The organism is Rhizobium anhuiense bv. trifolii (assembly GCF_024346605.1).
GTDB classification, from domain to species: Bacteria; Pseudomonadota; Alphaproteobacteria; order Rhizobiales; family Rhizobiaceae; genus Rhizobium; species Rhizobium anhuiense.
This window is the reverse complement of record NZ_CP098801.1, coordinates 757,071-782,888: the sequence shown is the minus strand read 5'-3', so window position 1 is coordinate 782,888 and position 25,818 is coordinate 757,071. Positions and strand designations below refer to the sequence as shown.

Sequence of the window (25,818 nt, the reverse complement as noted above, 5' to 3'; positions counted from 1 at the left end):
TTCATGAGGTGCGTGGAATTGGACGGAAAGACATCACCCGCAGTTTATTCCGAAGATGAGAGCGTTGCCGGCGAGGCCGGTGGCAAGGGTGCTCGCCGCGCGCGTGTTAGCGGTATCGACCGTGCGCTGCAGGTGATCGATCATCTCTATGAGACCGGATCGCCCGCCGGCGTCTACGCTATCGCCAAGGCGGTCAAGGCGCCACTGTCGACCGTTTACGTCATCGTCGACGATCTCGTCGAGAAGAACATGCTGACGCGCCAGGCCGACGGCTCGATCTGGCTCGGCGCCCGGCTCTATCACTACGGCCTTGCCTATGCGCGGTCGCTGGATTTCATGAGCATCGCCACCCACGAGATGCACGATCTCTGCCGCCAGGCCGGCGAAACCGTGCAGGTCTGCGGCCGCGACGGCGATTATATGCTGGTGCTGGCCATGGCCGACGGCCCGAGCCACTTCCAGGTGGCGTCGCGCGTCGGCACCCGCGTGCCGCTGAACTGGACGGCCTCCGGCCGCCTGCTCGTCGGCCACTTGCCCGAGGAGGAGCGCATCGAACTGTTCAAGCGCTGCGCCCGCTCCTCACCGACCGGCCGCGCCGAGATCGACCCGGGCACACTGTCGGAAGCCGCCGGCAAGGCCTTCGAGTCGCGCCTGTCGATCCAGGCGGGGGAATCGGATTATGCGGTTGCCTGCATCGCCTCGCCGATCTGCGATCGCGACGGCCAGTGCGTCGCCACCATTTCCATCGTGCTGCCGGAGCAGAAGGCCTTTTCCGACGAGAACCACTACACCGCGCATGTGCGCAGTTCGGCGGAACGGATCGAAAAGCTGATGGGCTGGCGTAACCGCTGATCCTCGCCCTCTTCAGCCAATCCTACCTGTAGGAATAGCCGTGGCTGTGGCGCACCAGCTTGCGCGCCCGCGGCACGTAGCGGCTGGCGGCGAAGGCATCGGCGCCCATCACTGCGTAGCGCGGCTCGAACAGCTTGTTGAGAACCGAGACGTCGCCATTGGAATCCGTCGCTTCGAGGTCGGAATCGACCAGGTCGAAAATCGTGAATTCGGCTTGAGAGCCGACCGAAAGCCGGTTCTCCATCGACAGCTTGATGACGGATGCCGGCGCATGGGTGACGGCTTCCACCACCTTGTCGAAGGGCATGCCGACGCTCAGCAGCTTCGACATCGTCGTCGCCAAGTCCCAGACCGGGAAGTTCATCGAATGGCCGTGCAGGTCGGTCGAGATCGAGAATGGCAGCAGCCCGCGCGCGATTGCCGCTTCGGCGACCTTGAAGGAGAAGGAGGCGCCGCCATGGCCGATGTCGAGACGGATGCCCTCGAAGGCGCAGCGCTCGGCGAGAGTGAAGAGGTCCTCGTCCTCCATGATGCTCGAACCAGCCTTGCCGTTGAAGCAATGGGTGACGACGTCGCCGGGGCCGAGGATCTCCAGCACCTCATCATAGAGCGCCGGCGGCTCGCCGACATGCACCATCATCGGCACTTTCAAAATCTTGGCGATCTTCTTGCCGAGCTTGACCGGCGTCACGCCCCAAGAGCCGGTGATGACATGGCTGGCGCGCACCTTGATGCCGACGATATGCTCGCTGTTTTCGGCATAGACTTCGAGGATGCGGTCGAGATCGATATCTCTTATATCCCTGAGTTCGGCGACGCGATTGCAGGCGACGAGGCCGATCGAGCCCAGATTCAGGAAGGCCTTGATGCGCTCGCGCGAGGGCTCGATGATATATTCGCGGAAGCCATGGAAATTCGCCTCACCGGCCGAACCGGCATCGACCAGCGTGGTGACACCGCGCTCGACACCGCACTCGGAGGGACGGATAGAAATGTCGGTGCCGCCGTGCCAGATATGCACATGCAGGTCGACCCAGCCGGGCGAAATGTAAGCACCCTTGCCGTCAATGTGCGTCACATCCTGCGAGACGGCAAGCGACGGACCAATCTCGGCGATCCTGCCATAAGCATTGACAAGAATGTCGATCACCCCCTCGGACGTGCCCGCACCGAAAGCCATCGGCTTGACATTGGTGAGGAGGAGCGGCTTCTTCGCCTGATCGCCGGACATGATATGCATTCCTTTCGAAGTCTCGGACCGGGATCACTCTCGGTCATCTCTTGTCATCATGGAAAAGGTGGGGAAAGCTGGAGATGATGCCGCAGCGCATACCCATCACAATTCCATAATTATGCTATATAAATCTTTATAATAGAATAAAGCCGGACACACCGCTGTCAAGGAAAATGACACGGCCCTCGCCACTGAGGAAACGCCAGCGGCACGCTCCTTTCGAAGCGCGCCTGTTTCGAAGATCCGGAAAATTGACGTTTGTTTTCAATCTCGAAGGATCGAATAGTCGAGCCGTTCCAGGTGATCCGGATCGGCGATGGCGTCGATCGCGGCGATCCTGCCATCGGCGATCGTCAGCGACACCACGACGCGCAGCTGGCCCGCGATCTGCACGACGAATCCGAACTCGCCGTCGACGATGGCGATTTCGGCTGCCTGGGCCCGGCCCTTGAAGGCTTCGGCCACCTGAGCTGCGCCGTGCACCTCGCCAATGGTGCCGAAGCGGGCGGCCGTCGCATCCGGCCGGAAGACGACGTCAGGAGCAAGCACCGCGATCAAGCCTTCCAGATCGCCGTTCCGCGACGCCGTCAGAAAGGCCTCGGCGATCGTCCGCTTGCGCCCGAGATCGACATCAGGCGCTTCGTCCAAGCCCTGCACCCGGCGGCGGGCGCGGCTTGCGAGCTGGCGGGTGGCGGCCGACGAACGGCCGATGATCGGGGCGATCTCGTCGAAGGGCAGATCGAACATGTCGTGCAGCACGAAGGCGACACGTTCGGCGGGCGCCAATGTCTGCAGCACCACGAGCAGCGCCATGCCGACCGAATCGGCAAAGGCGGCCTCACGCTCCGGATCGTTCGCCGGATCGGCGATCCCGGCGTGGAGCGGCGCCTCCAGCGGCTCCTCGCGCCGGGTCTTGCGGGCGCGCAGCATGTCGAGGCAGATGCGCGCCACCACCGTCGTCAGCCAGCCGCCGAGATTGCCGACCCCTGTCGTGTCCGTGCGGCTGAGCCGCAGCCAGGCCTCCTGAACGGCATCATCTGCCTCGCTGCGCGAGCCGAGCATGCGATAAGCAGCAGCCCTCAGGTGCGCCCTGTTCGCCTCGAATTCATCGGCCAGCCATTTTTTCTCGTCCATGTGTCACATTCCTCCGCTGCGTTCCGTCAGAGCCATGACGCATGAAACCCGGCCGATGTGACAGCGCCGGCGGATCGTCAAACGACAAACGCATCAAGGAGACATATCATGCAGGAAAAATTGGTCATGCAGGAGAGAATGGGAAATCCCGCCCTTGTCCTTCCCGCGGCCATGCAGGCGCTCAATGCGCTCAGCAAGGTGCCGACAGAAACCGGTCTTTCGGCAAAGCTGCTCGAACTCGTCAATCTGCGCGCCAGCCAGATCAACGGCTGCAGCGTCTGCATCGATGGTCATTGGCGCATTGCCCGCAAACACGGCGAGACCGACGAGCGGCTCTTTGCCGTCGCCGGCTGGCGCGACGCCCCCCTATTATAGCAATGCCGAACGCGCCGCGCTTGCGCTCACCGAGGCGATCACCCGCCTCAGCGATCGGGCGGATCCGGTGCCGGATGATATCTGGGATGAAGCGACCCGGCACTACGATGGCAAGAGCCTTGCGGCCCTCGTCGTCGCCATCGCCAATATCAATGTCTGGAACCGGCTGAACGTCGCCACCCGACAGGTCGCAGGGCAATGGAAGCCGTAAAACGGCGAGCCGCCGGCGGTGCATCACCTCTGCACTGCCGACGGCCACTTTTTGTTGGCATGACCTCAGATCATGCGAGACGATTGACGCTCAGATGATACCGCCGCCGCCGGCAGCGGAAGCCGGACGCTCGGCCGCCACTTGTCTGCGGTAACCGCTGGCGCGGTAGACGGCGATCGGGTCGATCGCGCCGCCGGCCCTACGGCGGGCTTCGGCGAGGATCGGCTCGACATCGGCGCGATAGGCGCGCTTCAGCGTTTCTGACGCCATCAGCGCATCATTGTCGTCCTGATAACCGGAGAGTGCCTTGCGGTCGACGATCAGGGCCTGCGCATAGGCGCGGCGGATTTCGTTGGCGCTGTTGATCAGGCTTTCGATCGGGTCGGTGACATTGTGCGACTGGTCGATCATATGGGCCGGGTTGAAATCGTTGACGCCGCGCTGCTCGGCATCGACCAGCTCGTTGAACACCAGGAACAGCCGGTAAGGATCGATCGCGCCGGCATCGAGATCGTCGTCGCCATATTTCGAATCGTTGAAGTGGAAACCGCCGAGCTTGCCGAACTGGATCAGGCGGGCGACGATCATCTCGATATTGGTGTTCGGCGCATGGTGGCCGAGGTCGACGAGGCAGTAGGCCTTGGGGCCGAGCGTCTGGGCGATCAGGTAGTTGGTGCCCCAATCTTGCACGATGGTGGAATAGAAGGCCGGCTCGTACATCTTGTGTTCGGAGAACAGCTTCCAATCATCGGGCAGCGCCTTGTAAATGTCAGCCATCGAGGCGAGGTAACGCTCGAAAGCCTTGGTGAAATGGCTCTGGCCGGGGAAGTTCGAGCCGTCGCCGATCCAGACCGTCAATGCCTTGGAGCCGAGCGCCTTGCCGATCTCGATGCATTCGAGATTGTGCTCGACTGCCTGCGCCCGCGTTGCCGCGTCGGTATGGCTGAGCGAACCGTATTTGTAGGAATGGGCCTGGCCGGGCGCATCGGAAAAGGTGTTGGAGTTCATCGCATCGAAGCCGAGGCCGAGCGCGTCGCCCTTGGCCTTCAACTCCCGTGCATCCGCCTTGTCCCAGGGGATATGCAGGGAGACATTCGGCGTCGCTTGCGTCAGCTGGTTGATGACGGCGCAATCGTCGAGCTTGTCGAAAATCCCGCGCGGCTCGCCGGTGCCGGGGAAACGGGCAAACCGCGTGCCGCCGGTGCCCACACCCCAGGAGGGAACGGCGACGAAGAATTCGGCAACCCTGCGGGTGACCGCCTCGATATCGACGCCGCGGCGGGCAAGCGCCGCGCCCAGCGCCTCGTAATCGGCTTTCAGCGCGGTTGCCCGCTTGTCGTTATCCGTTGCGACCAGATCCTGCGCGATCCTGAATTCGGCCATGTCTTCCTCCCGGTTATGCATTTTAAAAATTGGGACTTTGCGGTAGCGGCAGCCCCTCATCCGCCTGCCGGCACCTTCTCCCCGTTCAGACGGGGAGAAGGGAATTTGCCGCGCCGTCTCCGTCCCGCTCCAACGTTTCGTCAAGCAAGTCCCCTCTCCCCGCCATGAGAGGGTTAGGCTGAGGGGCCGACGCATCCGCCGTCAATCAAAATCAGCGCGTAAAGCTCTGCACGTTGCCGGCATCGACGTTGATGATGTTGCCGGTCGATTTTGCCGACAGGTCCGAAGCGAGGAAATAGATCGCCTCGGCGATATCTTCCGGAAACACGTTGAGTTTCAGCATCGAACGCTTGCGGTAATGTTCCTCGAGATCGTCCACCTCGATCTTGGACGAGGCGGCGCGCTGCTCGCGCCATTCGCCGCTCCAGATCTTCGAGCCGCGCAGGACGGCATCCGGGTTGACCGTGTTGACGCGGATGCCGGCATCGGCACCTTCCAGCGCCAGGCAGCGGGCGAGATGGATTTCGGCAGCCTTGGCGGTGCAATAGGCAGACGCGTTCGGCGAGGCGGCAAGACCGTTTTTCGAGGCGACGAAGATGACGTTGCCGCCGAGCGCCTGACGGCGGAACAGGCGGAACGCTTCACGCGAGACGAGGAAATAACCGGTCGCCAGAATATCGATATTGCGGTTCCAGGTCGACAGCTCGGTTGTTTCGATCGGCGCGGAGGAGGCAATGCCGGCATTCGAGACGAGAATATCGACGCCGCCGAATTCGACGCAGGCTTCCACGAAGGCGGCGATCACCGCATGTTCCTGGGTGACGTCGAGCCGGACGCTGCGGACGGCGTCGGCGCCATATTTCTTGACGAAATCAGCTTCGGTGCCCTCGAGCGCCGCCTGGTCGATATCGGCAAGCACCACGCAGGCGCCCTCGCCGACGAGGCGCGCGGCCGTCGCCCGGCCGATGCCGCCGGCGCCGCCGGTGACGAAGGCGACGCGGCCGGCGAGGCTCTTCGGCTTCGGCATGCGCTGGAGCTTGGCCTCTTCAAGCAGCCAGTATTCGATATCAAAGGCTTCCTGCTCCGGCAGGCCCTGATATTCCGAGACCGTCGACGCCCCGCGCATGACATTGATGGCGTTGACGTAGAATTCGCTGGCGATGCGGGCCGTCGCCTTGTCGCGAGCAAAGGACAGCATGCCGACGCCGGGGACGAGGAAGATGACCGGATTGGCGTCGCGCATGGCCGGCGAATTGTCATGCTTGCAGTCGTTGTAATAGCGGGCGTAATCGGCGCGGTAGTCCTCCAGCGCCTGGTCGAGACCGGCGACAATCGCGTCGACATCCGGCTTGGCCGGATCGAAATCGACGATCAGCGGGCGAATCTTGGTGCGCAGGAAATGATCCGGGCAGCTGGTGCCGAGCGCGCCGAGCGGGCGCAAATCCTTGGAATTGACGAATTCGAGCACGGCGTCCTGATCGTCGAAATGGCCGAGCTTGCGCTCCTGCTTGCCGATGCGGCCTCGGATTTCCGGCATCAGCCGGGCAGCGACGGCGCGGCGCTCGGCAACGGCCAGGCTCTGCGTGACGGCGCCGCCGAAAATCGTCTTTCCCTCGGTCTTTCCGGCAAACCAGACGATCGCCTTGTTGATGATATCGAGCGTCAGCTCATAGCAAGCCTTGGCGTCGTCAGCCCAGGTGAAGAGGCCATGGCTTTCGAGCACGACGCCCTTGGCATTCGGATTGGCGGCGACGAAAGCGCCGAGGTCGAGGCCGAGCTGGAAGCCCGGGCGACGCCAGGGCAGCCAGCCGATCTCGTCGCCGAAGATCTGCTGCGTCAGCTCCCTGGAATTCTTCGATGCGGCAATCGCGATGATCGCATCGGGGTGCATGTGGTCGACATGGGTGAAAGGCACGAAACCGTGCAGCGGCGTATCGATCGAGGCGGCGCGGGCGTTCAGGTTGAAGGTGCAGTGCGGCAGGAAGCCGACCATGCGGTCCTCATCCTCGACGCCCTTGTAGATGCCTTTCAGCGATTCCAGCTTGTCCTGGTAGAGTGTCGCGAAACCGTCGAGCTTGATCGTGCCGACATCGCCGCCCGAACCCTTGACCCAGAGCACCTTGACTTTGCCGCCGGTCAACGGATCGGTTTCCATTACCTTCGCCGAGGTGTTGCCGCCGCCGTAATTGGTGATGCGCTTGTCGGCGCCGAGCAGGTTGGAGCGATAAAGCAGCTTGCCGGGCTCGTCGAGACCTGCCGCGTAACCATCATCCCACCGGTTTTCCAGAAGCCGGACGTTCGCCGCCATGTCATCCTCCCATATGAAATCGTCATCGGGGCGCGAGGGTTCGCGCCCCTTTTCGTTGACGGTATCGCTCATCAAAACGCAGCTTGTCAATCGAAAACGATCAAATTCGATTATTGTGCAGCGCAATATGAAAATTTATGATCGTTTTTGATTGACACATTGTCATATGTGGGAAATAAACGATTGAAGGAGGAGCCCCATGCACGAACGCGAACGCCATCGCATTATTCTGAGCGCCGTTCAGGAAAAGTCCGTCGTGACGGTTCAGGATATTTCCGAACTGACCGAGGCTTCCGAGGCGACGATCCGGCGCGACATCGCGGCTCTTCATGTCCAGGGCAAGATCCGGCGTGTGCGCGGCGGCGCCGAGGCGGTGCATCCGCCGCAGCTCGGCAATCTTGCCGGGCGCCCTTTCCGTGTTTCGGAATCGGTCAACATCGACAAGAAACGCGCAATCGCCCGGCAGGCGGTCGAGCTTTGCGATCCGGGTGACGCGATCATCATCAATGGCGGCACGACCACCTTCCAGATGGTGCATTTCATGGCGGCGCACCGCCTGCAGGTGATGACCAATTCCTTCGCGATCGCCGAACATCTGGTCAAGCATTCGAAGAACACGGTGACAGTGCCGGGCGGCGCGATCTATCGCGAACAGAGCCTGATCCTCTCCCCCTTCGACAATGACGCGATCCGCAATTTCTACGCCCGCCGTTTCTTCATCGGCGCGCAGGGTATCGGCCCGCTCGGCATCATGGAAGCCGACGCGCTGATCATCCAGAGCGAACAGAAGCTGATGCATCAGGCCGACGAATTGGTCGTCATGGCCGATTCCAGCAAGTTCCATCGCCGCTCGAGCCTCATTCTGTGCCCGCTCGAGCGCGTGTCGACTGTGATCACCGATGACGGCATTCCGGAGGAAGCCGCCAGGATGATCGAAAATGCCGGCATCAGGCTCATTGTCGCGAGCCCGGTCGCCCAGGCAATCAAGGAGGATTCCTCGTCGGTCGCATGAGGCGCCGGCCAGGTGTGAAGAGTGTCAATCAAGTGGGAGGATGAAAGCATGAAACTCGCAAAGAAACTCGCAATCGGCGTGGCATTTGCCGTCGCCATGATGGCGGGAACGGCCAGCGCCGCCGACATCAAGATCGGCCTCGTCGTCAAGTCGCTCGGCAACGGCTTCTTCGATGCCGCCAACAAGGGCGCGCAGGAAGCCGCCAAGGAACTCGGCGGTGTCGAGGTCATCTATACCGGTCCGACGTCGACGACGGCCGAAGGCCAGATCGAAGTCATCAATTCGCTGATCGCCCAGGGCGTCAACGCCATCGCCGTTTCGGCCAATGATCCTGACGCGCTCGTTCCGGCGCTGAAGAAGGCGGCGCAACGCGGCATCAAGGTGATCTCCTGGGATTCGGGCGTCGCGCCTGAAGGCCGTATCCTGCAGCTCAACCCGTCGTCCAACGAGCTGATCGGCAAGATGTGCCTGACGCTCGCCAAGGACCATCTCGACGGCGGCAAGGGCGACTTCGCCATCCTGTCGGCAACGACCACCTCGACCAACCAGAACATCTGGATCGACCAGATGAAGAAGCAGCTCAAGGATTTCCCGGGCCTCAACCTCGTCACGACAGTTTATGGCGACGACCTCTCGGACAAGTCCTATCGTGAAGCCGAAGGCCTGTTGAAGTCGAACCCGAACGTCAAGGTCATCGTCGCTCCGACGACGGTCGGCGTTCTCGCTGCTTCGAAGGTCGTCGAAGACAAGGGCCTTGTCGGCAAGGTCTACGTCACCGGCCTCGGTCTGCCTTCCGAAATGGCCGGCGCGATCAAGTCGGGAGCCACGAAGGAATTCGCCATCTGGAACCCGATCGACCTCGGCTACTCCGCAACGCAGATCGCCTATCGCCTCGTCAAGGGCGAAACCGACGGCAAGCCGGGCAGCGAGATCGAAGTCGGCCGCATGGGCAAGATCAAGGTCGGCGACAACGGCGAAGCCGCCATGGCCGATCCCTTTGTCTACAATGCTTCGAACATCGACCAGTTCTCCAAGGTCTTCTGATCCGGAGCGACGCATAAAAGCCCGGCGGCTCGATGGCCGCCGGGATTCTCATTCGACACTGGTAGAAGCTTGATGAACGCCGCCTTTCAACAAACCGCCACGGACAGCAAAACCGGTGATGCGCCAGCCATTCTGGAAATGCGCGGCATCTCTCAGATCTTCCCGGGCGTGAAGGCGCTCGACAATGTCAGCATCGCGCTGCATCCCGGCACGGTAACGGCGCTGATCGGCGAAAACGGTGCCGGCAAATCGACGCTCGTCAAGATCCTGACCGGCATCTACCGGCCGAATGAAGGCGAGATCCTCGTCGACGGCCGGCCGGTAACCTTTGCCAGCGCCCAGGCCGCGATCGATGCCGGCGTCACCGCCATCCATCAGGAAACCGTGCTGTTCGACGAGCTGACGGTTGCCGAAAACATCTTCCTCGGCCATGCGCCGCGCACACGTTGGCGCACCATAGATTGGCAGACGATGAACAGCCGCGCCAAGGCGCTGCTGACCGCGCTCGAAAGCAATATCGATCCGACGATCCGGCTGAAGGACCTCTCGATCGCGCAGCGCCATCTGGTGGCGATTGCGCGTGCGCTGTCGATCGAGGCCCGCATCGTCATCATGGACGAACCGACGGCAGCCCTTTCCCGCAAGGAGATCGACGATCTCTTCCGCATCGTCCGGGGCCTGAAGGAACAGGGCAAGGCGATCCTGTTCATCAGCCACAAGTTCGACGAGGTTTACGAGATCGCCGACGACTTCGTCGTCTTCCGCGACGGCCGCGCCGTCGGCCAGGGCCGGCTCAAGGAGACGCCGCAGGACGAGATCGTCCGCATGATGGTCGGCCGCGACGTCGAAAACGCCTTTCCGAAGATCGATGTCGCCATTGGCGGCCCGGTTCTCGAGATCAGTCATTACAGCCACCGCACCGAATTCCGCGACATCTCCTTCACCCTGCGCCAGGGCGAGATTCTCGGCATATACGGCCTGATCGGCGCCGGCCGCTCGGAACTGTCGCAATCGCTCTTCGGCATCACCAGGCCGCTCTCCGGCAAGATGATGCTCGAAGGCCGCGAGATCACCATCCATTCGCCGCAGGATGCGATCCGCGCCGGCATCGTTTACGTGCCGGAGGAACGCGGCCGCCATGGACTGGCGCTGCCGATGCCGATCTTCCAGAACATGACACTGCCGTCACTGGCCCGCACCTCGCGCCGGGGTTTCCTCAGGGCGGCCGAAGAATTCGCGCTCGCCCGCAAATATGCCGAGCGGCTGGATTTGCGCGCCGCGGCCCTTTCCGTGCCGGTCGGCACGCTGTCGGGCGGCAACCAGCAGAAGGTCGTCATCGGCAAATGGCTGGCGACCGCGCCGAAGGTCATCATCCTCGACGAACCCACCAAGGGCATCGATATCGGCTCGAAGGCGGCCGTGCACGGCTTCATCAGCGAACTCGCCGCCGAGGGCCTGTCGATCATCATGGTCTCATCCGAACTGCCCGAAATCATCGGCATGTCGGACCGCGTGCTGGTGATGAAGGAAGGCCTGTCTGCCGGAATTTTCGAACGCGCCGAACTGTCACCGGAAGCGCTGGTGCGCGCCGCCACCGGCAATGCATGAGGTAGACACATGGCAAGACTGATCAGAAAACGCGAAACCCTGCTCTTCGCCATCATCGTCGTGATGATCGCGATCTTTTCGACGCGCGCTGCCGATTTCGCAACGCCGGAGAATCTCGCCGGCATTTTCAACGATACCTCCATCCTGATCATCCTGGCGCTGGCGCAGATGACAGTCATCCTGACAAAATCGATCGACCTGTCGGTTGCCGCCAACCTCGCCTTCACCGGCATGGCGATCGCGATGATGAATGCCGCCTATCCCGACCTGCCGCTCGTCCTGCTCATCCTTGCCGCGATCGTCATTGGCGCCTGCCTCGGCGCCATCAACGGCTTTCTTGTCTGGGCGCTCGAAATTCCGCCGATCGTCGTCACGCTCGGCACGCTCACCATCTATCGCGGCATGGCCTTCGTGCTGTCGGGCGGGGCGTGGGTCAATGCCCATCAGATGACGCCGGTTTTCCTGTCGGTGCCGCGCACGCCGATCCTCGGCCTGCCCGTCCTCGGCTGGGTGGGGATCATTATCGTGCTCCTGATGTATGTCCTGCTCCGATATACCCAGTTCGGCCGCTCGGCCTATGCGACCGGCGGCAATCCGACCGCGGCCGTCTATGCCGGCATCGACACGGGCTGGACGAAATTCCTCGCCTTCGTTCTGTCAGGCGCGCTTGCCGGCCTGGCGAGCTATCTCTGGGTATCGCGTTACGCCGTCGCCTATGTCGATATCGCCAACGGCTTCGAACTCGACAGCGTCGCGGCCTGCGTCATCGGCGGCATCTCGATTGCGGGTGGTGTCGGGTCGGTCGCCGGCACCGTGCTCGGCGCACTTTTCCTCGGCGTCATCAAGAATGCGCTGCCGGTGATCGGCATTTCACCGTTCACGCAGATGGCGATCTCCGGAACCGTCATCATTCTCGCCGTCGCCTTCAATGCCCGGCGCGAGCGCAACCGCGGCCGCATCATCCTGCGCGACCGCGCGGCAGCCGAGGTCAGAACGGAGGCAGCAGCATGAGCACCGTGTCCACACATGAAAAGCGGGTCATTCCCGACCGCCTCGGCACGCCCTTCCGCCGCATCCTTGCAAGCTGGGAAGTGCTGCTCTTTGCCGTCGCCATCCTGATCTTCATCTTCAATTCCCTCGCCTCGCCCTATTTCCTCGATGCCTGGAACCTCTCGGACGCCACCTTCAACTTTACCGAAAAGGCGATGATCGCCTTCGCCATGGCACTGCTCGTCATATCGGGCGAGATCGACCTCTCGGTCGCTGCGATCATCGCGCTCGCCTCGACGGCGATGGGCGCGGCAGCGCAGCTCGGCATCGGCACGCCGGGCCTGGTCGCGATCGGCATCGGCACCGGTCTTGCCTGCGGCATCTTCAACGGCGTGCTGGTCTCGGTGCTGAAACTGCCGTCGATCGTCGTCACCATCGGCACGATGAGCCTGTTCCGCGGCATTTCCTATATCGTGCTCGGCGACCAGGCCTATGGCAAATACCCCGCCGATTTTGCCTATTTCGGCCAGGGTTATGTCGTCTGGGTGTTCTCCTTCGAATTCGTGCTCTTCATCGTGCTGGCGATCCTCTTCGCCATCCTCTTGCATGCGACGAATTTCGGCCGGCAGGTCTATGCGATCGGCAATAACGACTTCGCCGCCCGCTTCTCCGGCATCCCGGTCGAGCGCGTCAAATTCATCCTCTTCCTGCTGACCGGCGTCATGAGCGGCGTCGCCGCCGTCTGCCTGACCTCGCGCCTCGGCTCGACCCGGCCGTCGATCGCCCAGGGCTGGGAACTCGAGGTCGTCACCATGGTCGTGCTCGGCGGTATCTCGATCCTCGGTGGCTCGGGCACGATCGGCGGCGTCGTCATCGCCGCCTTCGTCATGGGCCTCGTCACCTTCGGCCTCGGCCTCTTGAACGTGCCCGGCATCGTCATGTCGATCTTCATCGGCCTGCTTCTGATCATCACCATCGCCATCCCGATCATCGCCCGCCGCGTCAAGCTCATGAGTTCCCGATGACAGCAGAAAAACACGCCTTCAAGATGCAGCTCCATCCCGGCATGGAAGCCGAATACCGCAGGCGGCATGACGAGATCTGGCCGGAACTGGTCGATCTCCTGCACAAGTCAGGCGCCAGCGACTATTCCATCCATCTCGACCGCGAGACCAACACGCTGTTCGGCGTGCTGACGCGGCCGGCCGACCATACGATGGCGAGCCTGCCGGACCACCCTGTGATGAAGAAATGGTGGGGCCATATGGCCGATATCATGGCGACGAATCCGGATAATTCGCCCGTGCAAAGCGACCTCGTCACCCTCTTCCATATGCCATGAACGCCCCCTCCTATCACCGCATCGCCGTCCTCGACATCGGCAAGACCAATGCCAAGGTCGTCGTGCTCGACAGCGAGACCGGCGCCGAAATCGCCGTGCTGAAGCGGCCGAACATCGCGATCAAAACCGGTCTCTATCCGCACTACGATATTGAGACGCTCTGGTCCTTCGCCCTCGATGCGCTGAAGAGCCTTGCGCGTGAGCCGGGCTTCGACGCCATTTCGATCACCACCCATGGCGCCTCCGCAGCACTCCTTGCCCGGGACGGCGCGCTTGCCATGCCTGTTATCGACTACGAGCACGAATATCCGCAGGAGATCCGCGATGCCTATACGGCGTTGCGTCCCTCCTTCGACGAAACCTTCTCGCCGCGCCTTGCGATGGGCCTCAATGTCGGCGCGCAGCTGCACTACCAGAAGACCGCCTTTCCCGAGGAATTCGCTAAAGCTGCGACCATCCTCACCTATGCGCAATATTGGACGGCGCGGTTGACGGGTATTGCCGCCAATGAGCTGACCTCGCTCGGCTGCCATACCGATCTGTGGAACCCGAGAGCCGGCAGCTATTCCTCGCTCGTCGACAGGCTCGGGATCCGCGACCTGATGGCGCCGATCCGCTCCGCCTTCGATGCGCTCGGCCCGGTCCTGCCCGAGATCGCCGCAGAACTCGGCCTTGCCGCACCCGTGCCGGTCTATTGCGGCATTCACGATTCCAATGCCTCGCTGCTGCCGCATCTGGTCCATCGGGAGGCGCCCTTCGCCGTCGTCTCCACCGGCACATGGGTGATCAATTTCGGCGTCGGCGGCGATCTCGACCATCTCGACCCCAACCGCGATGCGCTCGCCAATGTCGATGCCTATGGCCGCGCCGTTCCCTCCTCGCGTTTCATGGGCGGCCGGGAATTCGAGATCCTTTCTGCCGAAATCGGCCCAGTCGACGAAAAGGCCGTCCAGGCGGCAATCGGCCCGGTCATCGACAAGGGCATGATGCTCTTGCCGAATATCGCCGCCGGTTCCGGGCCTTTTCCGGGAAAGGCAAGCCGCTGGATCGGCGCCGAAGAGGCAAGCCGCGAGCAGCGCTATGCAACCGCCTGCCTCTATCTCGCTTTGATGACCGATGCCTGCCTCGGGCTGATCGGCGCCAAAGGCCCGGTTATCGTCGAAGGGCCTTTTGCCCTGAATGGCACCTATCTCAAGCTGCTCGCCGCCCTAACCGGTCGTGAAGTCATGGCCCTTCCGGGCTCGACCGGTACCAGCCAGGGGGCGGCCCTTCTGACCGGTATCCGGCCGGCGTCGGGTACCGAGACGCATATTCCGCCGACCGATATCCCGGGTCTGGCCGCCTATCGCACCCACTGGTACGCCGCGATGGAATAGGAGCTTTTCCAAGAACGGACCTTGTTCATCCCTGCCTTGTGGTTAGTGTGCACCTCGAAAATCAGGTCGAGGAGATAGCATGACAGAGACATTCGATCCGCGCGCCCTTGCAGCCAGGCTTCACGGCCTGCACCAGGCGGGTCACCAGGAGGCAACGAGCACTTTCGCGCTGCCAGCCGATCTGCATCAGGCGATGGAGGTGCAGAATTTGCTCGCCGCCGCAGACGGCGTTTCCAGCAATGCCTGGAAGGTGACGGTCTCGCCGCAGGGCCAAGCGGTCGCTGCTCCGCTGCATCCCTATGCCGAAGCCGTTTCGGGCGCTGATATTCCCTGGTATCCGGGCCTGAAATTCGAGACCGAGATCGCGGTGCGCCTCGGCAGCGACCTGCCGATCCGCGCGGGCACAGCCTACAGCCGCAGCGAAGTGGTCGGGGCGATCTCCGCCGTCCATCTCGGCGCCGAGCTGCTGGTCAGCGCCGTCAGCGAGAGCGGCAGCGTTTCGTTTCTGCTGTTCGTCGCCGACCGCCTCGGCAATAGCGGCTATGTGCTCGGTCCGACGCTGGAAAAAAGCGTCGTCGACACCGTCGGCGGGACGCCGCTCAAGGTCACCCATGCCGGCCGCACGATCTATGATGGCCCGGCGCAGCATCCGAAGGGCGACGTTCTCACCTGGCTGATCGATTACGCCAATGACGGTTTGCGCCCCGAGACATCTCTGAAGGCAGGCGCGCTCATCACGACGGGCACGTTGAGCGGCGCGATCGAACTGACCGAACCCGGCGACATCGACATCCTGCTCGGTGACACCAGGTTGAGCTTCTCGGTGTCGAAGGGTTGAGTTGGCGCCGTGGCGCCTACGCCTTGTCGCGAAACATCTCGATGATCGCGGAAAAATCCTTTCCGCCATTGCCCAGCTTCTCGAAGAGCGCAAAAAGCTGTGCTGCTTCCGCGCCGAGCGGCGTGGAAGCGCCGCTCGTCAGCGCCGCTTCCTGGGAGAGTCTCAGATCCTTCAGCATCAAAGCCGCGGCAAAGCCCGGCTTATAGCCGTTGTTCGCGGGCGAGGTCGGCACCGGCCCCGGAACCGGGCAATAGGTATTGAGCGACCAGCATTGGCCCGAGGATGTCGAGGCGACATCGAACAGTGCCTGATGCGAAAGCCCGAGCTTCTCGGCAAGCACGAAGCCCTCGCAGACGCCGATCATCGAAATGCCGAGGATCATGTTGTTGCAGATCTTCGCCGCCTGGCCGGCGCCGGCCTCACCGCAATGGACGATCTTCTTTCCCATCGCCTCCAGGATCGGCTTTGCCTTGGTGAAGGCCTCTTCCGCGCCGCCGGCCATGAAGGTCAGCGTGCCTGCGGTCGCCCCGCCGGTACCGCCGGAGACGGGGGCGTCGAGCGACAGGCAGCTGGCGGCCTTGGCCATCTCATGCGCCTTGCGGCTGCTCTCGACATCGATTGTGGAGCAATCGATGACCAGCGTGTCCTGCGCCGCGGTCTGGAGGATATCGGCCCAGGCCGTCAGCACATGTTTGCCCTGTGGCAGCATGGTGATGACGATGTCCGCGTCCTTGACCGCCTGGCTGGCATGGCTTGCCGGTTTGACCCCGCTCTCCTCGGCCGCCTTCAGCACCGACGCCGCGAGATCGAAGCCGAGGACCTCGTGACCTGATTTAACCAGATTGGCCGCCATCGGCCCGCCCATATTGCCAAGCCCGATGAATGCGATCCTTGCCATGGTCTTCTCCTATCGATTGTCTTCGAGGATCATCGCTGCCGCCTTTTCGGCGATCATGATCGTCGGCGAATTGGTGTTGCCCGAGGTGATCGACGGCATCACCGAGGCGTCGGCGATCCTGAGCTTGCCGAGCGCCCGGAATTTCAGCCTGGGATCGACGACGCTGTCCCTGTCGGCGCCCATGCGGCAGGTGCCGACGGGATGGAAGATCGTCGTGCCGATATCGCCCGCCGCCCGCTCCAGATCGGCCTCCGTCTGATAGCTCGGCCCCGGCTTGAATTCTTCCGGCCTGAAACGGGCAAAGGAAGGCTGCGCGACGATCTTGCGCGTCAACCGTATAGAACGGACAGCTATGTCACGATCGCGCTGCGTCGAGAGGTATTTCGGACTGATCGTCGGCTGGGCGGCAAAATCCGGGCTCGACAGATGCACCGAACCCCGGCTTTCCGGCCGGAGATTACAGACGCTCGCGGTGATCGCCGGGAAAGGATGGACGGGGTCGCCGAACTTATCCAGCGAGACCGGCTGCACGTGATATTGCAGATCCGGCGTTTCCCGGTCCGGGCCGGAGCGGGTGAAGATGCCGAGCTGGCTCGGCGCCATCGCCATCGGCCCGGAGCGGCGGACGAGATATTCGAGCCCGATCGCCGCCTTGCCGATCAGCTTCGTCGCCTTCTCGTTCAGCGTCGGAACACCCGTCACCCTATAGGCGAGACGCAGCTGCAGATGATCCTGCAGGTTTTCACCGACACCCTTCACCTCCGCGACGACATCGATGCCGGCTTGGCTGAGAACCTCGCCCCTGCCGATGCCGGACAGCTCCAGGATATGCGGCGATCCGATCGAACCGGCTGAAAGGACGGTTTCTTTCACCGCATAAGCGCGTTTTGCCACGCCGCTATGCTGGAATTCGACGCCGGCAACGGCGCCTTCCTCCACCAGCAGCCGCCGGACCTGCGCCTTGGTGATGACAGTCAGGTTGGAGCGCTTCATCGCCGGGCGCAGGAAGGCCTTCGAGGTGTTCCAACGAATGCCGGAACGCTGATTGACGTCGAAATAGCCGGACCCTTCGTTGCTGCCGCGGTTGAAATCCGCGATCTCCGGGATGCCCGCTTCCCTGGCCGCCTGTTGGAAGGCATCGAGCACGGCCCAGCGCACACGCGCCTTCTCGATGCGCCATTCGCCGCCGGCGCCATGCATCTCGTCTTCGCCGCGATAAAAATCCTCGGACTTGCGGAAGAAGGGCAGTACATCGTCCCAGCCCCAGCCGCTGCAGCCCATCTGCCGCCAGAGGTCGTAGTCGCGCGCCTGACCGCGCATGTAGATCATGCCGTTGATCGACGAACAGCCGCCGAGCACCTTGCCACGCGGATAGCTCAGCGCCCGGCCATTCAGACCGGCTTCCGGCGCAGTGGTGAAGCACCAGTCGGTGCGCGGATTGTTGATGCAATAGAGATAACCGACCGGAATATGGATCCAGTGGTAGTTGTCGCTGCCGCCGGCTTCGAGCAGCAGCACCCGGCTCCGGCCATCGGCGGACAGCCGGTTTGCGAGCACGCAGCCGGCGCTGCCTGCCCCGATGATGATGTAGTCGTAACGATCCATGTGCCCTGCACGAAACTCCAGATGCTTGCCGCTTCCCCCTCCCCGCAGCGCGGGGAGAGGAAGAGTCGCAGCGCCGCCGCCCGTCTCCTTTCCCGGGAAAGAGGGATTCTTTCCTGGAAAAAGAGAGGTCCGCCCGTTCAGCGGCGATAGACGAAGCCCAGTTTCCGCCCCAGCCGCGAGGCGTAGAATTCACCGATAATGCCGCGGCGGAAGATCAACACGCAGACCATGAAGACGATGCCGGTGATGATCGTCACAGGAAATTCCGACGTGGCCAGGTAGTTTTCCAGCGCCACCACCAACCCGGCGCCGAAGAGCGGGCCGATCAGCGTGCCGATGCCGCCGAGCAGCGTCATCAGGATCACCTCGCCCGACATCTGCCAGGCAACGTCGGTCAGCGTTGCGAACTGGAAGACAATCGATTTGACAGCACCCGCGAGCCCGGCAAGCGCTGCCGACATGACGAAGGCGCCGAGCTTGTAGCGCGCCACGGAATAACCGAGCGAGATCGCCCGCTGCTCGTTTTCACGGATCGATTTCAAGATCATGCCGAAGGGTGAGTTGATGAAACGCCAGATGATCAAGACGCCAATGATGAAAACAGCAAGCACGAAATAATACATGTTGGTCGAGCTGTTCAGATCGATGAAACCGAAGAGATGGCCCCGCGGCACGGACTGGATGCCGTCCTCGCCCTCGGTGAACTCCGCCTGCAGGCAGAAGAAGAAGAACATCTGCGACAGCGCCAGCGTGATCATCGCAAAATAGATGCCCTGGCGGCGGATGGCGAAGAAGCCCATGACCAGGCCGAGAAACGCAGCACCCACCACCCCGATCAGAATGCCGAGTTCCGGCGGCAGGCCCCATGTCTTCACCGTGTAGGCGGTGAAATAGGCCGCTCCCCCGAAGAAGGTGGCATGGCCGAAGGAAAGCAGGCCGGTATAGCCGAGCAGCAGGTTGAAGGCGCAGGCAAAGAGCGCGAAGCAGAGCAGCTTCATCAGGAAGATCGGATAGAAGAAGAACGGCGCCAAGAGCAGGAGCAGCAGCCCCGCCAGCAGGAAACCCGCCTGCACCGACAGAGCGGTTCGGTTTTTTTCCGTTCGGATGGTTTCGGTGATGTCAGCCATGTCAAGCATCCCGTCCGAAGAGGCCCGCGGGCCTGATGAGAAGCACGATCGCCATGATGACGAAGATCACGATGTTGGAAGCCTCGGGATAGAAGACCTTGGTCAGACCCTCGGCGATGCCGAGCACATAACCGGTGATGATCGCGCCCATGATCGATCCCATGCCGCCGACGACGACCACGGCGAAGACGACGATGATCATATTCGATCCCATCAGCGGCGAGACCTGGTAGATCGGCGCCGCCAGCACGCCGGCAAAGGCGGCAAGACCGGCGCCGAGCGCGTAGGTGAGCGTCAAGAGCACCGGCACGTTGACGCCGAACACCTGCACCAGCACGGCGTTTTCGGTGGCGGCCCTGAGATAGGCGCCGAGCTTGGTCTTCTCGATCAGCAGCCAGGTGCCGAGGCAGACGACGAGCGAGACGACGACCACCCAGCCGCGATAGATCGGCAGGAACATGAAGCCGAGATTGGCCCCGCCGGCAAGCGCTGCCGGCGTCGCATAGGGCTGGCCGGAAGAGCCGTAGAGATAGCGGAAGGTGCCCTCGACCGCGAGCGCCAGGCCGAAGGTGAAGAGCAGGCCGTAGAGCGGATCGAGATCGTAGAGCCGGCGGAGGAACAGCCGCTCGATGATGGCACCGGCAAGGCCGACGATGACGGGCGCCACGATCAATGACGGCCAGTAGCCGATGCCGGCATAGGTCAGCAAGAGGTAGGCGACGAAGGCGCCGAGCATATATTGCGCGCCGTGGGCGAAGTTGATCACCCGCAGCAGGCCGAAGATGATGGCGAGGCCGAGGCTGAGCAGCGCATAGAAGGAGCCGTTGATCAGGCCGATCAGCAGCTGGCCGAACAGCGCCTGCAGGGGAATGCCGAAGATCATCGTCATCTGGTCACACTCCCAGAACCTTGTGCAGCGTATCCATGCGCTGCGGCAGTTCACCGACCGGGAATTCCGACACCATTTGCCCATGATCCATCAGATAGAAGCGATCGGCAATACGGCTGGCGAAACGGAAATTCTGCTCGACGAGCAGGATCGTCATGCCGCGCTCCTTCAGCGTCTTCAGCACCTCGCCGATGCGCTGGACGATAACGGGGGCAAGCCCTTCCGTCGGCTCGTCGAGAATGAGCAGCTTGACGCCGGTACGCAGGATGCGGGCGATCGCCAGCATCTGCTGCTCGCCGCCGGAAAGCTTGGTGCCCGGGCTGCCGCGGCGCTCGTAGAGATTGGGGAAGAGCTCGTAGATTTCGTCGAGCGTCATGCCGCCCTCTGCCACGACAGGCGGCAGCAGCAGGTTTTCCGAAACGGTGAGCGTCGAGAAGATACCCCGCTCCTCCGGCACGAAGCCGATGCCCCGGTGCGCCGTCTTGTGCAGCGGCACCTGCATCATATCGCTGCCGGCAAAACTGATCTTGCCCTTGCGGGCGCGGACGATGCCGGTGATGGTGCGCAGCGTCGTTGTCTTGCCGACGCCGTTGCGGCCGAGAATGGTGATCGTCTCGCCTTCGGCCACCCGCATGTCGACGCCGTGCAGGACGTGACTTTCGCCGTACCAGGCATTGAGCCCCTGGACTTCGAGGAGAGCGGCCATCAATGCTCCTCCGTGCCCATATAAGCCACGCGGACGCGCTCGTCCTGGCTGACGGTGGCATAGTCGCCCTCGGCGAGGATTTCGCCGCGCTGCAGCACGGTGACGTGCTGGCAGATGTTGGCGACGACGGAGAGATTGTGCTCGACCATCAGCACCGCGCGCTCGCGGGCAACCTCGCGGATGATGGATGAAACGACGCCGACATCCTCCAGCCCCATGCCGGCCATCGGCTCGTCGAGCAACAGCACTTTGGGATCGAGCGCCAGCGTGGTGGCGATCTCCAGCACGCGCTTGCGGCCATAGGAAAGATCGGCGGCGATATGATCGCGCTCCTTGGAGAGCCCGACGCTGGCGAGCAGTTGCTCGGCGCGCTCGTTCAGCCGGTCGAGCGCCGACAGAGGCCGCCAGAACTGCGTGGAGAGATTGTTCGGCCGCTGCAGCGCCACCCGCACATTGTCGAGAACGGTAAGGTGTGGAAAGACCGCCGAGATCTGGAAGGAGCGCACCAGTCCCATGCGCGCCACCTTGTCGGGCGGCGTCCCGGTGATGTCGGTGCCCATCAGCGTGATCGTGCCCGATGTCGGCTGCAGGAACTTGGTCAGCAGGTTGAAGACCGTGGTCTTGCCGGCGCCGTTCGGGCCGATCAGTGCATGCACGCTGGCGTCATGCACGTCGAGATCGACATTCTTGACGGCCGTGAAGCCGCCGAAATCGCGGCGCAGGCCGCGGGCGGAGAGTACCACCCGCGGCTTTACCTGAGTTTCTATTGCGGAAACCGCCATCGTGCTTACTTCACCAGATCGCAGCCGCTCTTGGCGGGATCGATATAGGCTTCCTTGCCGGGAATGGTGGCGAGCACGTTGAAATAATCCCACGGCTCCTTGCTTTCGGACGGCTTCTTGACCTGCAGCAGGTACATGTCGTGGATCATGCGGCCGTTGGCGCCGACCGTGCCGCCACGGCCGAAGACGTCATCGACCGGCATTTCATGCAGTTGCTTGGCGACGGCTTCCGTTTCGTCGGTGCCAGCCTTCTGCACCGCCTTCAGATATTGCGTCACCGCCGAATAGGTGCCGGCATGGATCATGTTCGGCATCTTGCCGGTGCGGGCGAAGAACTTCTTGGCGAAGGCGCGGCTCTCGTCGTCGCGGTTCCAGTAATAACCTTCCGTCAGCGTCAGCCCCTGCGCCGCCTCGAGCCCGAGCCCGTGCACTTCGGCGAGCGTGAACAGCAACGCCGCCAGATGCTGGCCACCCTGGGTGATGCCGAATTCGGCCGCCTGCTTGATGGCATTCGAGGTGTCGAGGCCGGCATTGGCAAGGCCGATCACCTTGGCGCCGGATGATTGCGCCTGCAGCAGGAAGGACGAGAAGTCCTGGCTCGACAGCGGATGCCGGACGGCGCCGACGACCTTGCCGCCGCTCGCCTTGACGTAATCGCTGGTCTGCTGCTCCAGCGAATAGCCGAAGGCATAGTCGGCGGTCAGGAAGAACCAGCTGTCGCCGCCCTGCTTGACGAGTGCGCCGCCGGTGCCGACGGCGAGCGCATGGGTGTCGTAGGCCCAATGGAAGCCGTAAGGCGAGCAGGCCTTGCCGGTGAGATCGGTCGTCGCCGCACCGGTGACGATATCGATCTTCTTCTTCTCCTTGCCGATCGCCTGCACGGCGAGCGCCACCGACGAAGTCGTCAGTTCCATGATCGCATCCACCTGCTCGGTGTCGTACCACTGGCGGGCGATGTTGGAGGCGATATCCGGCTTGTTCTGGTGGTCGGCATCGACGATCTCAACCGGCACATCGAGCACCTTGCCGCCGAAATCCTCGACCGCCATCTTGGCGGCTTCGACGGAGGACTTGCCGCCGAAATCGGCATAGACACCCGACTGGTCGTTCAGGATGCCGATCTTGACCTTGCCGTCGGTCGCGCTCTGCGCGAGCACTGCGGTGCTGCTCGCAAGCAGAAATGCAACTGATGCAATAAGATTCTTACGCATTTTCTCTCCTCCCAGAGATTGGCCAGATTGCGGATCTGTTCAAATTTGGCCAGCCGCACTCCTCAGAACGACGGACCCTCACCTTACGATCACGGAAATTCCGCCCTGAGGCAACGGGTGGTTTACAACTAATTCCAAACAGTATCTGTTCATTTTTGAACAGAGAGGATCGCGATGAACAATCCACCGCAGTTTACTTGGGACGATCTGCAGTTTTTTCTAGCCGTCGCCCGCACCGGACAGCTGTCGACGGCGGCGCGCCAGCTGCGTTCCAGCCACGCCACCGTCTCGCGCCGCATCGACCGGCTGGAGTTCACCCTCAAGGTCAAGCTGTTCGAGCGCAATCCGCGCGGCTATGTGCTGACCGCCATGGGCACGCGCTTCGTCGAGACGGCCGAAAGGATGGAGCAGGAGACAGAACGGCTGCGCGCCGACCTTGCCGACGGCTCGATGGCGCAGCGCGGCCTGGTGCGCCTCAGCGCGCCGGAGGGATTTGCCAATTTCTTCTTCGCGACCGTGCTGCCGCAGTTTGCCGCCCAGCATCCGCACCTGTCGCTGGAACTGGTGACGATCCAGCAGATCATGTCGCTGTCGCGCAAGGAGGCCGATCTTTCCGTCGTGCTCGACGAGCCGAAGGGCGGGCCTTATTTCGCCGAGAAACTGACCGACTACCATCTGCAGATCTACGGCTCGCGCGACTATCTCGCGAAGGCGCCTGCGATCACCTGCCGCGAAGACCTGCTTGAGCATCCCTTCGTCAGCTATATCGAGGAAATGATCTTCGCGCCGGGCCTGGACTATCTCGGCGATGTGCATCCGCGCATCAAGCCGCAATTCCAGAGCTCCAGCATCTTCGCGCAGCTCACCGCCACGAGAAACGGTCTCGGCCTCTGCATCCTGCCCTATTTCTTCGCCAGCCGTTATCCCGAACTGGTGCGCGTGCTGCCCGAGGAAATCGACCTCAAGCGCCATTACTGGATTACCTGCCACCGCGACCTGAAACAGGCGCCGCGCGTGCGCGCCGTCATCGATTTCCTGCGCGAGGCGGTGCGCGGCGAGGATACGCGCTTCGTGCCGCCCTATGTCACCGCCGCCGGCCCGGCGCGCCGGGCAAGGGAAAGCTGATTATTTCAGGAATTCAGCCCGGTGCGGGGTGAACGTATCGATCAGCCGGCCCTTTTCCAGGGCCTTGACGCCGTGGACGAGATTGGGAGGCACGATGAAGCTGCCACCCTGCTGCAGGACTTCGGTCCGGCCATCGATCGTCACCTCGAAACTGCCTTCGGCGACATAGCTTGCCTGGATATGCGGATGCGAATGGGCAGCCCCGACGGCGCCGCTTTCGAAGGCCACTTCCACCATCATCATCTCGGGCAGATAGGTCATGATGCGCCTCACGACGCCGGGCTCCGGGTTGACCCATTCGGCGCCTTCGGCCGATACGAACAGATCGCTTGACGACATTTCCGCCTCCTCGTTGCAGAATCGATCGCGGGCAAAGTGGAGCATGCCGAGACTTTTGAAAAGATGGCGCGGCCCGTCTTTTCGAGACTGCCGCCTTCTGTTGACGCGGTCGGCTGGCGGGTCTATGGCCACTTAAGCGAGGCAAGCCAGAACCGGGACGAGGAGACGCGGCCATGCAGCATACGCGCGAAGTTTTCGACTGGGCCGATCCATTCCGGCTGGTGGAGCAACTGACCAGTGAAGAGCGCATGGTGCAGGACACCGCCCACGCCTATGCGCAGGAAAAGCTGGCGCCCCGGGTTCTCGACGCCTTCCGCCATGAAAAGACCGATCCCGAAATCTTCCGCGAAATGGGCGAACTTGGCCTGCTCGGCCCGACGATCTCTCCCGACTACGGCGGCGCCGGCCTCGGTTACGTCGCCTACGGCCTGATCGCCCGCGAGGTCGAACGGGTCGATAGCGGTTACCGCTCGATGATGAGCGTCCAGTCCTCACTCGTGATGGTGCCGATCGAAACCTTCGGGTCGCAGGCGCAGAAGCTGAAATACCTGCCGAAACTCGCCACCGGCGAATGGATCGGCTGCTTCGGCCTGACCGAGCCCGATCACGGCTCCGACCCCGGCTCGATGGCGACGCGCGCCAGAAAGGTCGACGGCGGTTACAGCCTCACCGGCTCGAAGACCTGGATCTCCAACGCGCCGATCGCCGATGTCTTCGTCGTCTGGGCAAAGACCGAGGATGGGCTCATCCGCGGCTTCATCCTCGAAAAGGGCTGGAAAGGGCTTTCGGCGCCCGCCATCCACGGCAAGGTCGGCCTACGCGCCTCGATAACAGGCGAAGTGGTGATGGACAGTGTCTTCGTGCCCGAGGAAAACCTTTTGCCTGGCGTCACCGGCCTCAAGGGACCGTTCACTTGCCTGAACTCGGCCCGCTTCGGCATCGCCTGGGGCGCGCTCGGCGCGGCCGAGGATTGTTATGCGAGAGCACGGCAATATACGCTGGAGCGCAAGCAGTTCAGCCGGCCGCTTGCCGCCAACCAGCTGATCCAGAAGAAGCTCGCCGACATGGCCGCTGAGATCTCGCTCGGCCTTCAGGGCTGCCTGCGGCTCGGCCGCATGAAGGAGGAAGGCCATCCGCCGGTGGAACTGACCTCGATCCTCAAGCGCAACAGCTGCGGCAAGGCGCTGGAGATCGCGCGGGCAGCCCGCGACATGCTCGGCGGCAACGGCATCTCCGACGAATTCGGCATCGCCCGTCATCTCGTCAACCTCGAAGTGGTCAACACCTACGAGGGCACACACGACATCCACGCACTGATCATCGGCCGGGCAATCACCGGCATCGCCGCCTTTGCGAACTAGGCCGGGAAGGCGAATTGCCACGCGCCTGACAATGTGCAACTTTCCTTAATTGCGGCAAGCGCCGGCAA

23 protein-coding genes and 1 pseudogene are annotated in these 25,818 nt (G+C 62.6%); 12 read left to right on the top strand and 12 right to left on the bottom strand.

The annotated features are described in order from the left end of the window. Positions 1-3 precede the first annotated feature (3 nt). Complete coding sequence (locus NE851_RS03765) at positions 4-852, top strand: IclR family transcriptional regulator (protein WP_047612972.1); 849 nt, start codon at positions 4-6, stop codon at positions 850-852. Positions 853-874: 22 nt separating this feature from the next. Here NE851_RS03765 and NE851_RS03760 read toward each other — a convergent pair whose 3' ends face one another. Both NE851_RS03760 and NE851_RS03755 read right to left on the bottom strand, forming a co-directional pair. Then, complete coding sequence (locus NE851_RS03760; protein WP_063476260.1) at positions 875-2,083, bottom strand: amidohydrolase/deacetylase family metallohydrolase; 1,209 nt, start codon at positions 2,081-2,083, stop codon at positions 875-877. A gap of 267 nt (positions 2,084-2,350) precedes the next feature. Then, on the bottom strand, positions 2,351-3,220 hold the full coding sequence (locus tag NE851_RS03755) for a sigma-70 family RNA polymerase sigma factor (RefSeq protein WP_254955456.1): 870 nt from the start codon (positions 3,218-3,220) through the stop codon (positions 2,351-2,353). 126 nt (positions 3,221-3,346) lie between these two features. Between NE851_RS03755 and NE851_RS03750 the strand changes: the two are divergent. Further along, a pseudogene (locus tag NE851_RS03750) lies at positions 3,347-3,806 on the top strand (carboxymuconolactone decarboxylase family protein). 90 nt (positions 3,807-3,896) lie between these two features. On the opposite strand, the gene rhaI reads toward NE851_RS03750, so the two are convergent. After that, complete coding sequence (gene rhaI, locus NE851_RS03745) at positions 3,897-5,189, bottom strand: L-rhamnose catabolism isomerase (RefSeq protein ID WP_028755723.1); 1,293 nt, start codon at positions 5,187-5,189, stop codon at positions 3,897-3,899. A gap of 211 nt (positions 5,190-5,400) precedes the next feature. After that, positions 5,401-7,497, bottom strand: a complete 2,097-nt coding sequence (locus NE851_RS03740; RefSeq protein ID WP_063476258.1) for a bifunctional rhamnulose-1-phosphate aldolase/short-chain dehydrogenase — start codon at positions 7,495-7,497, stop codon at positions 5,401-5,403. Between the two features lie 199 nt (positions 7,498-7,696). On the opposite strand from NE851_RS03740, the gene NE851_RS03735 reads away from it, so the two are divergent. From NE851_RS03735 to NE851_RS03700, 8 genes are all read left to right on the top strand, one after another. Then, positions 7,697-8,509 (top strand): DeoR/GlpR family DNA-binding transcription regulator, encoded by an 813-nt coding sequence (locus tag NE851_RS03735; protein ID WP_028755721.1) that lies wholly within the window; start codon positions 7,697-7,699, stop codon positions 8,507-8,509. A 48-nt stretch (positions 8,510-8,557) separates the two neighbouring features. Then, positions 8,558-9,553 carry a rhamnose ABC transporter substrate-binding protein gene (gene rhaS / locus NE851_RS03730; protein ID WP_028755720.1) on the top strand — a complete coding sequence of 332 codons (996 nt, stop codon included), beginning with the start codon at positions 8,558-8,560 and terminating at the stop codon, positions 9,551-9,553. Between the two features lie 72 nt (positions 9,554-9,625). Further along, the gene (locus NE851_RS03725; protein WP_028755719.1) at positions 9,626-11,161 is read left to right on the top strand and encodes a sugar ABC transporter ATP-binding protein; all 1,536 of its coding nucleotides are present in this window, start codon (positions 9,626-9,628) and stop codon (positions 11,159-11,161) included. Positions 11,162-11,170: 9 nt separating this feature from the next. After that, positions 11,171-12,172, top strand: a complete 1,002-nt coding sequence (locus tag NE851_RS03720) for an ABC transporter permease (protein ID WP_097622732.1) — start codon at positions 11,171-11,173, stop codon at positions 12,170-12,172. Then, positions 12,169-13,176 (top strand): ABC transporter permease, encoded by a 1,008-nt coding sequence (locus tag NE851_RS03715; protein WP_047612963.1) that lies wholly within the window; start codon positions 12,169-12,171, stop codon positions 13,174-13,176. The genes NE851_RS03720 and NE851_RS03715 overlap by 4 nt, the downstream gene beginning before the upstream one ends. Continuing rightward, a complete protein-coding gene (rhaM, locus tag NE851_RS03710; RefSeq protein WP_097630758.1) occupies positions 13,173-13,493 on the top strand; it encodes an L-rhamnose mutarotase in 321 nt (106 codons plus the stop codon). The genes NE851_RS03715 and rhaM overlap by 4 nt, the downstream gene beginning before the upstream one ends. Beyond that, positions 13,490-14,869: an FGGY-family carbohydrate kinase gene (locus NE851_RS03705; protein WP_254955453.1), complete on the top strand. Its 1,380-nt coding sequence runs from the start codon at positions 13,490-13,492 to the stop codon at positions 14,867-14,869. The genes rhaM and NE851_RS03705 overlap by 4 nt, the downstream gene beginning before the upstream one ends. Positions 14,870-14,948: 79 nt before the next feature. Continuing rightward, entirely contained in the window at positions 14,949-15,707 is a 759-nt protein-coding gene (locus tag NE851_RS03700) for a fumarylacetoacetate hydrolase family protein (RefSeq protein ID WP_097622729.1), read from the top strand. A 16-nt stretch (positions 15,708-15,723) separates the two neighbouring features. On the opposite strand, the gene mmsB is transcribed toward NE851_RS03700, so the two are convergent. The 7 genes from mmsB to NE851_RS03665 form a co-directional block, all read right to left on the bottom strand. Next, complete coding sequence (gene mmsB / locus NE851_RS03695; protein WP_183844805.1) at positions 15,724-16,605, bottom strand: 3-hydroxyisobutyrate dehydrogenase; 882 nt, start codon at positions 16,603-16,605, stop codon at positions 15,724-15,726. A gap of 9 nt (positions 16,606-16,614) precedes the next feature. Further along, a complete protein-coding gene (locus tag NE851_RS03690) occupies positions 16,615-18,210 on the bottom strand; it encodes a GMC family oxidoreductase (protein WP_183844804.1) in 1,596 nt (531 codons plus the stop codon). Positions 18,211-18,347: 137 nt separating this feature from the next. Next, the gene (locus tag NE851_RS03685; RefSeq protein WP_028755711.1) at positions 18,348-19,337 is read right to left on the bottom strand and encodes a branched-chain amino acid ABC transporter permease; all 990 of its coding nucleotides are present in this window, start codon (positions 19,335-19,337) and stop codon (positions 18,348-18,350) included. A gap of 1 nt (position 19,338) precedes the next feature. Next, entirely contained in the window at positions 19,339-20,226 is an 888-nt protein-coding gene (locus NE851_RS03680; RefSeq protein WP_047612951.1) for a branched-chain amino acid ABC transporter permease, read from the bottom strand. Positions 20,227-20,230: 4 nt separating this feature from the next. Beyond that, complete coding sequence (locus NE851_RS03675) at positions 20,231-20,932, bottom strand: ABC transporter ATP-binding protein (RefSeq protein WP_028755709.1); 702 nt, start codon at positions 20,930-20,932, stop codon at positions 20,231-20,233. Continuing rightward, positions 20,932-21,714 carry an ABC transporter ATP-binding protein gene (locus NE851_RS03670; RefSeq protein ID WP_047612949.1) on the bottom strand — a complete coding sequence of 261 codons (783 nt, stop codon included), beginning with the start codon at positions 21,712-21,714 and terminating at the stop codon, positions 20,932-20,934. The genes NE851_RS03675 and NE851_RS03670 overlap by 1 nt, the downstream gene beginning before the upstream one ends. A 5-nt stretch (positions 21,715-21,719) precedes the next feature. After that, the gene (locus tag NE851_RS03665) at positions 21,720-22,925 is read right to left on the bottom strand and encodes an ABC transporter substrate-binding protein (RefSeq protein ID WP_028755707.1); all 1,206 of its coding nucleotides are present in this window, start codon (positions 22,923-22,925) and stop codon (positions 21,720-21,722) included. Positions 22,926-23,099: 174 nt separating this feature from the next. Here NE851_RS03665 and NE851_RS03660 point away from each other — a divergent pair, with 174 nt between their 5' ends. After that, positions 23,100-24,050 (top strand): LysR family transcriptional regulator, encoded by a 951-nt coding sequence (locus NE851_RS03660; RefSeq protein WP_047614914.1) that lies wholly within the window; start codon positions 23,100-23,102, stop codon positions 24,048-24,050. Here the strand turns inward: NE851_RS03660 and NE851_RS03655 are convergent, their stop codons facing one another. Next, positions 24,051-24,389 carry a cupin domain-containing protein gene (locus NE851_RS03655; RefSeq protein ID WP_028755705.1) on the bottom strand — a complete coding sequence of 113 codons (339 nt, stop codon included), beginning with the start codon at positions 24,387-24,389 and terminating at the stop codon, positions 24,051-24,053. 173 nt (positions 24,390-24,562) lie between these two features. Here NE851_RS03655 and NE851_RS03650 point away from each other — a divergent pair, with 173 nt between their 5' ends. Further along, on the top strand, positions 24,563-25,750 hold the full coding sequence (locus NE851_RS03650) for an acyl-CoA dehydrogenase (protein WP_063476028.1): 1,188 nt from the start codon (positions 24,563-24,565) through the stop codon (positions 25,748-25,750). Positions 25,751-25,818: the final 68 nt, after the last annotated feature.

Coding starts and splice junctions, on each gene's coding strand:
- NE851_RS03765 (WP_047612972.1), top strand. CDS start 4: ATGAGGTGCGTGGAATTGGACGGAAAGACATCACCCGCAGTTTATTCC.
- NE851_RS03760 (WP_063476260.1), bottom strand. CDS start 2,083: ATGTCCGGCGATCAGGCGAAGAAGCCGCTCCTCCTCACCAATGTCAAG.
- NE851_RS03755 (WP_254955456.1), bottom strand. CDS start 3,220: ATGGACGAGAAAAAATGGCTGGCCGATGAATTCGAGGCGAACAGGGCG.
- rhaI (WP_028755723.1), bottom strand. CDS start 5,189: ATGGCCGAATTCAGGATCGCGCAGGATCTGGTCGCAACGGATAACGAC.
- NE851_RS03740 (WP_063476258.1), bottom strand. CDS start 7,497: ATGGCGGCGAACGTCCGGCTTCTGGAAAACCGGTGGGATGATGGTTAC.
- NE851_RS03735 (WP_028755721.1), top strand. CDS start 7,697: ATGCACGAACGCGAACGCCATCGCATTATTCTGAGCGCCGTTCAGGAA.
- rhaS (WP_028755720.1), top strand. CDS start 8,558: ATGAAACTCGCAAAGAAACTCGCAATCGGCGTGGCATTTGCCGTCGCC.
- NE851_RS03725 (WP_028755719.1), top strand. CDS start 9,626: ATGAACGCCGCCTTTCAACAAACCGCCACGGACAGCAAAACCGGTGAT.
- NE851_RS03720 (WP_097622732.1), top strand. CDS start 11,171: ATGGCAAGACTGATCAGAAAACGCGAAACCCTGCTCTTCGCCATCATC.
- NE851_RS03715 (WP_047612963.1), top strand. CDS start 12,169: ATGAGCACCGTGTCCACACATGAAAAGCGGGTCATTCCCGACCGCCTC.
- rhaM (WP_097630758.1), top strand. CDS start 13,173: ATGACAGCAGAAAAACACGCCTTCAAGATGCAGCTCCATCCCGGCATG.
- NE851_RS03705 (WP_254955453.1), top strand. CDS start 13,490: ATGAACGCCCCCTCCTATCACCGCATCGCCGTCCTCGACATCGGCAAG.
- NE851_RS03700 (WP_097622729.1), top strand. CDS start 14,949: ATGACAGAGACATTCGATCCGCGCGCCCTTGCAGCCAGGCTTCACGGC.
- mmsB (WP_183844805.1), bottom strand. CDS start 16,605: ATGGCAAGGATCGCATTCATCGGGCTTGGCAATATGGGCGGGCCGATG.
- NE851_RS03690 (WP_183844804.1), bottom strand. CDS start 18,210: ATGGATCGTTACGACTACATCATCATCGGGGCAGGCAGCGCCGGCTGC.
- NE851_RS03685 (WP_028755711.1), bottom strand. CDS start 19,337: ATGGCTGACATCACCGAAACCATCCGAACGGAAAAAAACCGAACCGCT.
- NE851_RS03680 (WP_047612951.1), bottom strand. CDS start 20,226: ATGACGATGATCTTCGGCATTCCCCTGCAGGCGCTGTTCGGCCAGCTG.
- NE851_RS03675 (WP_028755709.1), bottom strand. CDS start 20,932: ATGGCCGCTCTCCTCGAAGTCCAGGGGCTCAATGCCTGGTACGGCGAA.
- NE851_RS03670 (WP_047612949.1), bottom strand. CDS start 21,714: ATGGCGGTTTCCGCAATAGAAACTCAGGTAAAGCCGCGGGTGGTACTC.
- NE851_RS03665 (WP_028755707.1), bottom strand. CDS start 22,925: ATGCGTAAGAATCTTATTGCATCAGTTGCATTTCTGCTTGCGAGCAGC.
- NE851_RS03660 (WP_047614914.1), top strand. CDS start 23,100: ATGAACAATCCACCGCAGTTTACTTGGGACGATCTGCAGTTTTTTCTA.
- NE851_RS03655 (WP_028755705.1), bottom strand. CDS start 24,389: ATGTCGTCAAGCGATCTGTTCGTATCGGCCGAAGGCGCCGAATGGGTC.
- NE851_RS03650 (WP_063476028.1), top strand. CDS start 24,563: ATGCAGCATACGCGCGAAGTTTTCGACTGGGCCGATCCATTCCGGCTG.